Consider the following 12,224-nt stretch of genomic DNA (forward strand, 5'->3'; position numbering starts at 1 on the left):
AGGCTGGGCGCTTCGGCGCCCGGTTGTCATTTACCTGGCTTGAAAGTGACTGATGAAAGCACCGCTGTGGTTCCCACAAAGTTTCTTCGCACGCACCTTGTGGCTGGTGTTGATCGTCGTACTGTTTTCCAAAGCCTTGACCCTGGTTTATCTGTTGATGAACGAGGATATGCTGGTTGATCGTCAATACAGTCACGGCGCCGCGCTAACGCTACGCGCCTATTGGGCTGCTGATCCGGAAGACCGTGATCGCATTGCGCAAGCCGCTGACCTCAAGCAAGTGCCCCGTAAAGTAGTGCCTGCCAGCGAGCAGCACTGGCCCTACAGCGAGATTTTCCAGCGCCAGATGCAATCCGAGCTGGGCCCCGAGACTGAAGTGCGGGTGCGCGCCAAGAGTCCGCCGGCCTTGTGGGTCCATGCGCCAACCTTGGGTGAAGGCTGGATTCGCGTGCCCTTGTATCCACATCCATTGCGTAGCCAGCAAATCTGGAGTGTGCTTGGCTGGTTCCTGGGCATTGGCTTGCTCTCCACTGCTGCTGCGTGGATTTTCGTTCGCCAGTTGAGTGCGCCGCTCAAGGGCTTGGTGTTTGCTGCGCGGCAGTTGGGTAAAGGCCGCAGCGTGCGCTTGCCGGTCAGTGATACGCCCAATGAGATGATGGAGGTGTATCGCGCCTTCAACCAGATGGCCGAGGATGTCGAGCAGGCGGCACGCGAGCGTGAGCTGATGCTCGCCGGGGTTTCCCATGATCTGCGCACCCCCTTGACGCGCCTGCGTTTGTCATTGGAGTTCCTGCAGAACGACTCGGAACTGACCGATGACATGGTCCGCGATATTGAGGACATGGATGCAATCCTCGATCAGTTCCTGGCCTTTATCCGCGATGGCCGTGACGAACCTGTCGAAGAACTTGATCTGTTGGCGTTGGTGCGTGAGGTGGTGACGCCCTATAACCAGCAGCAGGAAAAGGTCCGTTTGTGCCTTGAACCGGTACCGGTGTTTCCGTTGCGCCGAATATCGATCAAGCGCTTATTGACCAACCTGATCGAAAATGCCCTGCGCTACGGCGGCGAGACTGCGGAAGTTGCGGTGTCGATGTCGGGCGACAGTGGTGCGCCCTATGTGGTGTTGAGCGTGCTTGATCGTGGTGTCGGGATTGATCCAGCCGAACTCAACAGCATTACCAATCCGTTTATTCGCGGCGATCGTGCGCGTGGCGGCCAGGGGGCGGGACTGGGCTTAGCAATCGTCAAGCGCATTGCTGCCTTGCATGGCGGCAGTGTTGAGTTGCGCAACCGCTCTGGCGGCGGACTTGAGGCGCGTATCTGCCTGCCGCTAGGCTTGTTGTTGCCGCGCGATGCGGTTTGAGCCAGTCAAGGCAGGGTGGAAACAGCAGGCTAACGCTGGCGGTCAAGACAAGGCCTGACCTCCAGCGCAGGGTGTTGGCCGGTTAGCCTTTGCCTTTAGTACGGGTCAGGCGTGGGCTGCTGTTCTTTTCGAGGTATTGAATGATGATCCCGGCGACATCCTTGCCCGTGGTTGACTCAATGCCTTCAAGGCCTGGTGAAGAATTGACTTCCATCACCAGCGGACCGTGATTGGAGCGCAAAATATCTACACCGGCGACGCTCAGTCCCATCACCTTTGCGGCGCGAATCGCGGTCATGCGCTCTTCCGGGGTGATCTTGATCAAGCTGGCAGAGCCGCCGCGATGCAGGTTGGAGCGAAACTCACCCGGTTTGGCTTGACGCTTCATGGCGGCAATGACTTTGTCACCGACCACAAAGCAGCGAATGTCAGCTCCGCCTGCTTCCTTGATGTATTCCTGAACCATGATGTCTTGCTTGAGGCTCATAAATGCCTCGATCACCGATTCAGCGGCCTTTTCCGTTTCGCACAGCACCACGCCGATACCCTGGGTGCCTTCCAGCACCTTGATTACCAGTGGCGCGCCATTGACCATGTGGATCAAGTCCGGGATGTCATCGGGGGAGTGGGCAAAACCGGTCACAGGCAGGCCAATGCCACGTCGAGAGAGCAGTTGCAGTGAGCGCAGTTTGTCGCGCGAGCGGGCAATCGCCACCGACTCATTGAGTGGCACCACGCCCATCATTTCGAACTGACGCAACACCGCGCAGCCGTAGAATGTCACCGAGGCGCCGATCCGCGGGATCACCGCATCAAAACCTTCAAGTGGCGCGCCTCGATAATGGATCTGCGGTTTATGGCTGGCGATATTCATATAGGCGCGCAGGGTGTCGATAACCATCATTTCATGCCCTCGCTGCTGGCCAGCTTCGACCAGGCGACGGGTTGAGTAAAGTCGCGGGTTACGCGACAGCACAGCGATTTTCATTGAGCACCCGAGAGGTCGTTAAGCGAAGGTTTGTCTTGTACGTAGGTGAGCGCGGGATTGACCACGAGCTGGCCGGCAATCAGTGCCTTTGAGCCGAGTAAAACCCTGTAGCGCATGGTTTTGCGGCATGCGAGAGTAAATTCAATTGGCCATAATCGGTCGCCAAGCGACAGGTTGGTACGAATCACATAGCGATTTTGCGTCTGGCCATTGGAGCTTTTAATCCGTTTAACTGTAACCAACGGCGCTTCGCAGCGATGCCGGCTTTGCACCAGTGTGCCGATGTGCGCGGTAAAACGTACCCATTGCTCGCCGTCGCGCTCGAAGGCTTGGATGTCCGAGGCATGCAAGGTCGAGGTGCTGGCGCCGGTATCGATTTTAGCGCGAATGCCGATCATTCCCAGGTCTGGGAGGTTGATCCACTCGCGTAAACCGATCACGTTTAAATGGTCAAATGTCTTCAATAGCGTACGCCCACGTTAATTCCCGGCATTCTAGACAACTGCAACAGGCAATATTCACAAAATATGGCTGAAATAATGAACGATAAAGATGACGACAAAGTTCGCTTGGACAAATGGCTCTGGGCTGCACGTTTTTTCAAAACCCGAGCCCTGGCCAAAGCGGCGATTGAAGGGGGCAAGGTGCATCATCGCGGTGAGCGCTGCAAACCCTCCAAAGAGCCCAAGGTCGGTGATGAACTGGTTATTCGCAGCGGCTTTGATGAGCGTACGATTATAGTCCAGCTATTGTCCGGCGTGCGTCGTGGGGCGCCTGAAGCGCAAACCCTGTACAGCGAAACCCCAGACAGTATTGAGCGCCGCGAACAGGCCGCCGCGCAACGTAAAGCCGGAGCCTTGGGCATGCAGACCGATGGCCGGCCAAGCAAGAAACAGCGCCGCCAGATTCATCAGTTTCGTGATAATCAGGATGGCTGAAGCGCTAAAGGATAAGGGTTTGCAGTGGTTCATAGCCTTTTTTGTGGGGTTCGATAGATAAGAGGCGCTTGGTCAGCTCGGCATTTGCGCCTAAAATCCACGGCCCGGTCACTTTTTGTGAAGTAGGCATGTCCGATTCTACTCAACGCTTTTTGTTCGACGACACCGATATCCGCGGTGAAATGGTTAGCCTGACTGACACCTACAGCCATGTGCTGGCTAAACATCCGTACCCGCAGCCCGTCGCCCAGCTGTTGGGCGAACTGCTGGCGGCAGCCTCGCTGCTTATTGGCACCCTGAAATTCGAAGGCTTGCTTATCCTGCAGGCTCGCTCCTCCGGCGCAGTGCCGCTGTTGATGGTCGAGTGTTCCAGCGCTGGCGAGTTGCGCGGTATTGCCCGCTATGATGAAGCGCAAATCACGGCAGATGCCGGTTTGCGCGAGCTAATGCCCGAAGGCATGCTGGCAATGACCATCGATCCGGCCAAGGGCCAGCGCTACCAAGGTATTGTCGGCTTGGAAGGCGATAATCTGGCCGAGTGCTTCTCGAACTATTTTGCAACGTCCGAGCAGTTGCCGACCCGTTTCTGGCTGAGCGCCGACGGGCAACGCGCACGTGGCTTGCTGCTGCAGCAATTGCCAGCCGACCGGATTAAAGACGCCGAAGGCCGTGAAGCCAGCTGGCAGCATATCTCAACCCTGGCCAATACCTTGAAGACCGAGGAATTGCTGGGCCTGGACAATGAAACTGTGTTGCACAGGCTGTATCACGAGGAGCCTTTGCGGGTATTTGAGCCACGCGCTTTGCAGTTCCGTTGCAGTTGCTCGCGTGAACGCTCAGCCAATGCGCTGGTCAGTCTAGGTCAGGAAGATGCCGTTCAATTGCTCGATGAGCACGAGGGCAATGTGGTTATTGACTGCCAATTCTGTAATCAGCGTTATTCGTTTGACGCAGCAGATGTCGCCCAATTGTTTGCCGGTGGTGGTAGTCAGTCTCCGTCAGACACTCGCCATTGAAGGAGTGTGCTGAACGACTATTGTGCAGGTGTTGCGCCTTGCAAACCTGCCGAGTGTCGCCCGTTTTAGAGGGCGCATACAGCAGCAAACACTAACGATGCGTTAATTTAGTCTGATCAGAGGCTGCACTTTTCAGTTTCTTTTCTGGCATAATCCGGCGCACTTTTTTCTATGTAGTAGCGTGTACGCCTTACTACAACACGCACGAAGAAATCGGCCAGCCGGCCGACGGGGACTCACATGACGCAAGCCAAAAACGCCGTGTATACCGACATCAGCGCCGCCCAACTGGTTGAAGAGGCCCTGCGTCGCAGTGAAGGCGAATTAGCCGATAACGGTTCACTGGTCGTTCGCACTGGTCACCGTACCGGCCGCTCACCTGCTGATCGTTATATCGTTCAAGAGCCAAGCACAGAGTCGAAAATTGCCTGGGGCGCAATCAACCGCCCATTCCCAGCAGACAAGTTCGATGCGCTGTGGGACCGCGTTCAAGCCTTCTCCGATGCTCAAGACAGCTTTGTATCGCACGTCCATGTTGGTTCGGCTGAGGCTCACTACCTGCCGGTCAAGATGACCACCCAGACTGCATGGCAGAACCTGTTTGGCCGTTGCCTGTTCATCAATCCTGAACAGTACAACCCAGCCGGTCGTGACGAGTGGCAAGTGCTCAACGTGGCCAACTTCGAGTGCGTGCCAGAGCGTGACGGCACCAACTCCGATGGCTGCGTGATTCTTAACTTCGCCGCCAAGAAAGTCCTGATCGCTGGCATGCGTTACGCTGGCGAAATGAAGAAAGCCATGTTCTCGGTGCAGAACTTCCTGCTCCCGGAAGCTGACGTGCTGCCAATGCACTGCGCGGCAAACATCGGCGAAGAAGGCGACGTAACCTTGTTCTTCGGTTTGTCCGGCACAGGTAAAACCACCTTGTCGGCTGACGAAAGCCGCTACCTGATCGGTGACGACGAGCACGGCTGGGGCAAGGGTGTTGTGTTCAATATCGAAGGTGGTTGCTACGCCAAGTGCATCGACCTGTCCGAGAAGAACGAGCCGGTCATCTGGAAAGCCATTCAGTTTGGCGCCGTGCTGGAAAACGTCGTGCTCGACGAAAACCGCACCCCGGACTACGCCGATGACAGCCTGACGCAGAACAGCCGTGCGGCTTATCCGCTGGAGCTGATCGAGAAGCGCTCCGAGAAGAACCTCGGTGGCGAGCCTAACGCTGTAATCTTCCTGACTTGTGACCTGACTGGCGTATTGCCGCCGGTGTCGATCCTGAACGAAGAGCAGGCGGCTTATCACTTCCTGTCGGGTTACACCGCATTGGTGGGTTCGACTGAAATGGGTTCTGGCGGCGGTATCAAGTCGACGTTCTCGACCTGCTTCGGCGCGCCGTTCTTCCCGCGTCCGGCAGGTGAATACGCTGAACTGCTGATCAAGCGCATCCAGGGCTTCGGCTCCAAGGTCTACCTGGTCAACACCGGCTGGACGGGTGGCGGTTACGGCGTCGGCAAGCGTTTCAACATCCCGACAACCCGTGGTGTTATCGCTGCGATCCAGAGCGGCGCGCTGATCGGTACTGAAACCGAGCACTTGCCAATCATCAACCTGAGCGTGCCTAAGTCGGTACCGGGCGTTGAAACCAACTTGCTCAACCCACGTAATACCTGGGCTGACAAAGACGCCTACGATGAGGCTGCCAAAGGCTTGGCCAAGCTGTTCGTCGATAACTTTGCCAAGTTCGATGTGTCGGATGCAATCCGCAACGCAGGCCCGCAACTCTAAGCGGTTGCTGGCAGCTTAGGCTGCACCTGACGTTCGGCCAAACACCCCGCGCTAGCCAGCCTAGCGCGGGGTGTTTTGTTTTCAGGCAAAGGTGCCTGCATGCGGCTGGCTAGTTTATGGCAACGCATTCATCGAGATGAGCTTGATTGTCCAGTGTTGGCTGTCAAAGTAGCTTGAGGTCACTACGCGCCACGCGCGCCTGTTGATGGAGAGCGAACATGCCTGATTACAAAGCGCCAATGCGCGATATGCGTTTCCTGGTCGATGAAGTTTTTGATTTCCATACAAGCTATGCAGCGCTTGGCGCGACCGATGCCTCGCCGGATATGGTCAGCGCAATTCTTGAGGAAGGTGCAAAGTTTTGCGAGCAGGTGCTGGCGCCGATCAATCGCTCGGGTGATGAGCAAGAATGCCAGTTCGACAATGGCGTGGTGACCACGCCCGAAGGATTTAAAGAAGCCTTTGCCCTTTACGTAGAAGGTGGCTGGAATGGTTTGGCTGCCGATCCTGCCTATGGCGGGCAGGGCCTGCCGCATTCATTGGGGCTGATGATCAGTGAAATGGTTGGTGCCAGCAATACCTCATGGGGCATGTATCCGGGGCTGACCCATGGCGCCATGTCGGCGATTCATGCCCACGGCAGTGAAGCGCAGAAGCAAGCCTACCTGACCAAGCTCACCGAAGGCACCTGGACCGGCACCATGTGCCTGACCGAAGCACATTGCGGCACCGATCTGGGCATCATCAAGACCCGTGCGGTGCCGCAAGCAGATGGCAGCTATTCGCTAACTGGGAGCAAGATTTTCATCTCTGCCGGTGAACACGACATGAGTGAGAATATCGTCCACCTGGTACTGGCCAAGCTGCCGGATGCACCAGCAGGCACCAAAGGTATTTCACTGTTTATCGTGCCTAAGTTTCTCCCTGATCCGGCAACGGGCGAGGCGGGCGAGCGCAACGGTGTGTCGTGCGGTTCAATCGAACACAAGATGGGCATCAAGGCTTCAGCGACTTGCGTGATCAACTTTGACGGTGCCCGTGGCTTCTTGATTGGAGAGCTGAACAAGGGCCTGAACTGCATGTTCACCATGATGAACCATGCACGTTTGGGCACGGGCATGCAGGGCCTGTGCTTGGGTGAGGCCAGTTTCCAGGGCGCGATCAAATACGCTAACGAGCGGCTGCAAATGCGCTCCCTAACTGGGCCTAAAGCGCCGGAGAAGGCCGCTGATCCGATCATCGTCCATCCCGATGTGCGCCGTATGCTGCTGATCATGAAGGCCTTCAACCAGGGCAATCGCGCCTTGGCCTACTTCACTGCACAACTGCTTGATCAAGCGCACCGTGCAGCCAGCGCCGAGGCCCGTGAAGAAGCAGAAAACCTGCTGGCCTTGCTGACCCCCATTTGCAAAGCCTTTATGACCGAGACCGGTCTTGAGGTGACTAACCACGGCATGCAGGTGTTCGGTGGCCATGGTTTTATTCGCGAGTGGGGCATGGAGCAACTGGTGCGTGACTGTCGCATCGCGCCTATCTACGAGGGTACCAACGGCATTCAGGCGCTGGATTTGCTTGGGCGCAAGGTCCTGGGCAGCCAGGGCAAGCTGCTGCGCGGTTTCACCAAGATCGTGCATAAATTCTGCGAGTCGCAAGCGGCTAATCCGCAGTTCAGTGCCTATGTCAGCCAATTGTCTGGCTTGAACAAGCAATGGGGCGAGTTGACCCAGCAGATTGGTATGGCGGCGATGAAGAACCCGGATGAAGTCGGCGCGGCCTCCATGGATTACCTGATGTTCTCGGGCTACGTCATCCTTGCCTATTTGTGGTTGCGCATGGCTTTGGTTGCTTCAGAAAAACTCGCAGCAGGCAGTGGCGATGCTGAGTTCTATCAAGCCAAGCTGGACACCTGCGAGTTTTACTTCAAGCGCTTGTTGCCACGTACCGCAGCTCACCTCGCTGCAGCCCAGGCAGGCAGTGATTGCATGATGAGTATGAGTGCTGAAAGTCTCGCATTCTGACCAGTGGTCGGCTGACCAAGACCCGCCATCTGGCGGGTCTTTTATTTTCAATAATATGCAAACGCTTTGTGAATTAATGGTCACAACTCGACCCTATGTGTCGCCAATGTTGTTCGGGTACACTCGAAAGTCTGTTGCGAATCTGTATTCAAGTTTTGAGGAATGACCCATGGCGGACTACAAAGCCCCACTGCGCGATATGCGTTTTGTACTTAACGAAGTTTTTGAAGTATCCAAGCTTTGGGCTCAGTTGCCAGCTTTGGCTGAAGTGGTTGATGAAGAAACCGCCAACGCAATTCTTGAAGAAGCTGGCAAAGTGACTGCCGGTATTATCGCGCCGCTCAACCGTAGTGGCGACGAGGAAGGCTGCACCTGGAGCAACGGCGCGGTGAAAACCCCGGATGGCTTCCCGCAGGCATACAAGACCTACGCCGAAGGCGGTTGGGTGGGTGTTGGTGGTGATGCCATGTTTGGCGGCATGGGCATGCCCAAAGTGATCTCGGCCCAGGTTGAGGAAATGGTCAACTCAGCTAACCTGTCGTTTGGCCTGTACCCTATGTTGACTGCAGGCGCCTGCTTGTCGATCAACGCCCACGCCAGTGAAGAACTCAAAGAAAAGTACCTGCCAAATATGTATGCCGGCACCTGGGCGGGCTCCATGTGCCTGACCGAGCCGCACGCAGGCACTGACTTGGGCATCATTCGCACCAAGGCTGAGCCGCAGGCTGATGGCAGCTACAAGGTCAGCGGTACCAAGATCTTTATTACCGGCGGCGAACACGACCTGACCGAAAACATCATTCACCTGGTATTGGCCAAGCTGCCAGATGCTCCGGCAGGTCCGAAAGGCATCTCGCTGTTCCTGGTGCCTAAGTTCATGGTCAACGCCGATGGCTCGCTGGGCGAGGCAAACAGCCTTTCCTGTGGCTCGATCGAGCACAAGATGGGCATCAAGGGTTCAGCCACCTGCGTGATGAACTTTGATGGCGCAACTGGCTACATCATTGATGCACCGAACCGTGGACTGGCAGCCATGTTCACCATGATGAACTACGAGCGTCTGGGTGTCGGTATCCAGGGCTTGTCGACCGGTGAGCGTTCTTATCAGAGCGCGATTGAATATGCGCGCGAACGTATCCAGAGCCGCGCCCCGACTGGCCCGGTTGCAACGGATAAAGCCGCAGACCCGATCATCGTGCACCCCGATGTACGGCGCATGCTGCTGACCATGAAATCCTTGAACGAAGGCGGTCGTGCATTCTCCAGCTACGTGGCCATGCAACTCGATACTGCCAAGTTCAGTGAAGATCCGGCTACGCGTAAACGTGCTGAAGAGTTGGTTGCACTACTGACACCTGTGGCCAAAGCTTTCCTTACCGATGTCGGGCTGGAAACCACAATTCACGGCCAGCAGATTTTCGGCGGTCATGGGTTTATTCGTGAGTGGGGCCAGGAGCAGTTGGTTCGCGACTGCCGGATCACCCAGATCTACGAAGGCACCAATGGTATCCAGGCGCTCGATCTGGTTGGCCGTAAGGTGATTGGCAGCGGCGGTGCGTTCTACAAGCACTTCGCTGACGAAATCAAAGCCTTCACCGATTCGGCTGATGCCTCGCTGGCCGAGTTTGTTGAGCCGCTCAAAGGTGCAATCAGCATTCTTGAGCAGATGACAGCGGACCTGCTGGAGCGCGCCAAGAGCAATCCGAATGAAATCGGTGCGGCTTCGGTCGAGTACCTGCACGCCTTCGGCTATACCGCCTATGCCTACATGTGGGCGCTGATGGCGCGCACGGCGCAGGCCAAGCAGGGTGACGATGACTTCTATGCGAGCAAGCTCGGCACAGCACGCTTCTACTTTGCCCGTATTTTGCCGCGCATCCACTCCTTGAGCGCTTCGGTCAAGGCAGGTAGCGAAAGCCTGTATCTGCTTGACGCTGCGCAGTTCTAAGCAGTCGTTTCGGCAACTAGAAAACCCGCTTCGGCGGGTTTTCTAGTACTGGACAATCAGTTATTGCTGATGCGCTCAGCCAGTGATGGATCGTCAATAAAGCGGTTGCGGATGCCTTGTAGCTCGGCTATCTGATCGTTGCGGGCCTTCTCGGCGGTATCGGGCGGATCGATCTGGTTCCACTGCTTATACATCTGCACCGGGCCAATTATCGGCAAATCGTATTCGCTGGCCATGTAGAAAATTGCCCGAGCAATGTTGCCTTTGGCGTCATCACGGGGTTCAACCAATTGAAAGGTGGCCTGCATCTGACAGCCAATGTCGGCCAGCTTATTGGCTGCGCTGTCATTTAATTCCCCGAACTGTGCGTTACGCCGAACTAGCTCTGCACGGGTTAATGCCGGATAGAGGTTGTGTAAATCGGCCTTCATGTAGGGGTAGCGGGGGTTGACCACCGCGCACTGGTTATCGGTGGAGCAGTGCAGGGCGCGCTTGAGTTGCTTGCTGTTATAGATCTCGCTAAGGGTCAGCAAGCCACTTTGCTGGTCGAATGCCTGGCCACAATAGAGGGTTGCGCCGCCGTTTGCGTAAAGCGTTTTCCACAACAGTTGTTCGGCGCTCTTGTGGTCAGCCGTTTGTGTTTGTCCCCCGGTCGGGCCAGCCAGGCTGGTGTTGCAGGCCAGGCTAGAGAGGGTGAGCAGGATCAGCAGTTTTAGAGGTGGCATGGGCGGCGGGTGTCTGTCTGATTGTTTCATCTAAATGTGAGCAAAATCGCAGAAGAATACAAGCCGATCAAACGCTTGGTAGGTTTGATATAGCGAAATGCTTACACGCAGCGTCATGTTTTAGCCCTGTTGCCTATAACGGCAATAGCCTAAATTAGATTGTGTGGACGTAGTGCAGGAAGCACGTATTACTATCATGGATACGATGGAATGCCTGCCAGGATGGCAAGCAGGTCAAGGATGATCGGATACAGTCTGCATGAACCTCGCTTTTAAAGCGGGGTTTTCTTTTTTCCGGGGTTTGCTTTTTGGCAGCCTCCAGCCTCTTTGTGTTGGCGGGTTACGCCGCAACGCTGCGCTGCGGCTTACCTTTCACTCAGGCCTTGTGGTGCAGTTCGACCCACTTTGCATAGGCGTCGATAAATTTCTGTAGAAAGGGTTTGACGCTGTCACTTAGCTGGCCGTTGTCGTCGAAGAAACTACCGGCACCGCCCAGGTAGGCTTCTGGCTGCTGCATCATTTGTACATTGAGAAACACCATCGACTGACGCAGGTGATGGTTGGCACCAAAGCCGCCAACGGCGCCCGGCGATGCGCTTAGCACTGCACCTGGCTTGTCACTGAACACACTCTGGCCGTAAGGGCGTGAGCCAACGTCAATGGCGTTCTTCATTGGGGCCGGTACCGAACGGTTGTACTCTGGGGTGACAAACAGCAGCGCATCAGTTGCCTTCACTTCATTGCGAAACTCTGTGTAGGCATCGGGCGCGGGTTCGACATCGATGTCTTCGTTGTACAGCGGTAAAGCACCGATTTCGATGATCTTCAATTGCAATGATGGCGGTGCCAGGTCAGCCAGGGCCAGTGCAAGTTTGCGGTTGATCGAGGCTTTGCGCAGGCTGCCGACCAAGACGGCAACGGTGTATTGCTTGCTCATAAATGCTCTCTGTGCTGATTGATGGAAACGCAGCATCTACTGATGCGGTAGAACAGACTATAGCTACAAATGGTTGACAGCCGTATTTCACAAAGGTTGAACCGCAGCCAAAAAGGGTAGAACCTGCAGCCTAATCGTCATCTAGTTTGTGGATATTCAACTTACAAAAGTTACTGCCCAAGCGCACGTTGGGCCTTTGCACCATTTCTTTCGCTGAACTGCCTCCTGAGCTCTACCCAATGAAGCTTTCAAGGAGTACATCATGAATACCTACAGTCTCACCCACTTTGATTTGTTCGACCCGGCACTGCAGCTTGAAGCTGAAGAGCTCACGGGGCCATTGTTCGTGCATGACGCAATCGCAAGGCATGACGCTGCGACTGATATCCACCAGAAAATTGTTGGTGTCATAGCCTCGCTTGAGCAGCTGAGTCGTCAGTTGGGCGCTACTGCAAGGCAGCCGAAAGCGGCAAAGCGCATGCAGCGTTAGCCCGGTCGGGGATACA

General features: G+C 55.8%; 11 protein-coding genes. 7 read left to right on the forward strand and 4 right to left on the reverse strand.

Annotation, left to right across the window (positions count from 1 at the left end; translation table 11 throughout):
• Positions 1-52 precede the first annotated feature (52 nt).
• The gene (locus tag AACY26_RS16015; protein ID WP_339515596.1) at positions 53-1,366 is read left to right on the forward strand and encodes an ATP-binding protein; all 1,314 of its coding nucleotides are present in this window, start codon (positions 53-55) and stop codon (positions 1,364-1,366) included.
• Positions 1,367-1,448: 82 nt separating this feature from the next.
• On the opposite strand, the gene rimK is transcribed toward AACY26_RS16015, so the two are convergent.
• Both rimK and rimB read right to left on the reverse strand, forming a co-directional pair.
• Positions 1,449-2,354, reverse strand: coding sequence for a 30S ribosomal protein S6--L-glutamate ligase (gene rimK, locus AACY26_RS16020; RefSeq protein ID WP_089361234.1), 906 nt, complete (start codon positions 2,352-2,354; stop codon positions 1,449-1,451).
• Positions 2,351-2,818, reverse strand: coding sequence for a retropepsin-like aspartic endopeptidase RimB (gene rimB / locus AACY26_RS16025; RefSeq protein ID WP_445261314.1), 468 nt, complete (start codon positions 2,816-2,818; stop codon positions 2,351-2,353). The genes rimK and rimB overlap by 4 nt, the downstream gene beginning before the upstream one ends.
• Positions 2,819-2,893: 75 nt before the next feature.
• Here rimB and AACY26_RS16030 point away from each other — a divergent pair, with 75 nt between their 5' ends.
• From AACY26_RS16030 to AACY26_RS16050, 5 genes are all read left to right on the forward strand, one after another.
• On the forward strand, positions 2,894-3,292 hold the full coding sequence (locus AACY26_RS16030; protein ID WP_339515597.1) for an RNA-binding S4 domain-containing protein: 399 nt from the start codon (positions 2,894-2,896) through the stop codon (positions 3,290-3,292).
• Between the two features lie 128 nt (positions 3,293-3,420).
• Positions 3,421-4,308 (forward strand): Hsp33 family molecular chaperone HslO, encoded by an 888-nt coding sequence (hslO, locus tag AACY26_RS16035; RefSeq protein ID WP_339515598.1) that lies wholly within the window; start codon positions 3,421-3,423, stop codon positions 4,306-4,308.
• A 240-nt stretch (positions 4,309-4,548) separates the two neighbouring features.
• On the forward strand, positions 4,549-6,090 hold the full coding sequence (locus AACY26_RS16040; RefSeq protein WP_339515599.1) for a phosphoenolpyruvate carboxykinase: 1,542 nt from the start codon (positions 4,549-4,551) through the stop codon (positions 6,088-6,090).
• 218 nt (positions 6,091-6,308) lie between these two features.
• On the forward strand, positions 6,309-8,108 hold the full coding sequence (locus tag AACY26_RS16045) for an acyl-CoA dehydrogenase C-terminal domain-containing protein (protein ID WP_339515600.1): 1,800 nt from the start codon (positions 6,309-6,311) through the stop codon (positions 8,106-8,108).
• 169 nt (positions 8,109-8,277) lie between these two features.
• A complete protein-coding gene (locus tag AACY26_RS16050; protein ID WP_339515601.1) occupies positions 8,278-10,056 on the forward strand; it encodes an acyl-CoA dehydrogenase C-terminal domain-containing protein in 1,779 nt (592 codons plus the stop codon).
• A gap of 56 nt (positions 10,057-10,112) precedes the next feature.
• Here the strand turns inward: AACY26_RS16050 and AACY26_RS16055 are convergent, their stop codons facing one another.
• Both AACY26_RS16055 and AACY26_RS16060 read right to left on the reverse strand, forming a co-directional pair.
• A complete protein-coding gene (locus AACY26_RS16055) occupies positions 10,113-10,781 on the reverse strand; it encodes an endonuclease (protein WP_339515602.1) in 669 nt (222 codons plus the stop codon).
• Between the two features lie 376 nt (positions 10,782-11,157).
• Entirely contained in the window at positions 11,158-11,718 is a 561-nt protein-coding gene (locus AACY26_RS16060) for an NADPH-dependent FMN reductase (protein WP_339515603.1), read from the reverse strand.
• Positions 11,719-11,980: 262 nt separating this feature from the next.
• Between AACY26_RS16060 and AACY26_RS16065 the strand changes: the two genes are divergently transcribed.
• Positions 11,981-12,208 carry a hypothetical protein gene (locus AACY26_RS16065; RefSeq protein WP_339515604.1) on the forward strand — a complete coding sequence of 76 codons (228 nt, stop codon included), beginning with the start codon at positions 11,981-11,983 and terminating at the stop codon, positions 12,206-12,208.
• The last annotated feature ends 16 nt before the right edge of the window (positions 12,209-12,224 follow it).

Origin of the sequence: Pseudomonas sp. RL_15y_Pfl2_60, from assembly GCF_963970595.1 — a bacterium.
Lineage (GTDB): Bacteria > Pseudomonadota > Gammaproteobacteria > Pseudomonadales > Pseudomonadaceae > Aquipseudomonas.

Bases quoted from the DNA above. Each gene is read 5' to 3' on its own strand.
- AACY26_RS16015 (WP_339515596.1), top strand. From the start codon at position 53: ATGAAAGCACCGCTGTGGTTCCCACAAAGTTTCTTCGCACGCACCTTG.
- AACY26_RS16060 (WP_339515603.1), bottom strand. From the start codon at position 11,718: ATGAGCAAGCAATACACCGTTGCCGTCTTGGTCGGCAGCCTGCGCAAA.
- AACY26_RS16050 (WP_339515601.1), top strand. From the start codon at position 8,278: ATGGCGGACTACAAAGCCCCACTGCGCGATATGCGTTTTGTACTTAAC.
- AACY26_RS16055 (WP_339515602.1), bottom strand. From the start codon at position 10,781: ATGCCACCTCTAAAACTGCTGATCCTGCTCACCCTCTCTAGCCTGGCC.
- AACY26_RS16040 (WP_339515599.1), top strand. From the start codon at position 4,549: ATGACGCAAGCCAAAAACGCCGTGTATACCGACATCAGCGCCGCCCAA.
- hslO (WP_339515598.1), top strand. From the start codon at position 3,421: ATGTCCGATTCTACTCAACGCTTTTTGTTCGACGACACCGATATCCGC.
- AACY26_RS16045 (WP_339515600.1), top strand. From the start codon at position 6,309: ATGCCTGATTACAAAGCGCCAATGCGCGATATGCGTTTCCTGGTCGAT.
- AACY26_RS16030 (WP_339515597.1), top strand. From the start codon at position 2,894: ATGAACGATAAAGATGACGACAAAGTTCGCTTGGACAAATGGCTCTGG.
- rimK (WP_089361234.1), bottom strand. From the start codon at position 2,354: ATGAAAATCGCTGTGCTGTCGCGTAACCCGCGACTTTACTCAACCCGT.
- AACY26_RS16065 (WP_339515604.1), top strand. From the start codon at position 11,981: ATGAATACCTACAGTCTCACCCACTTTGATTTGTTCGACCCGGCACTG.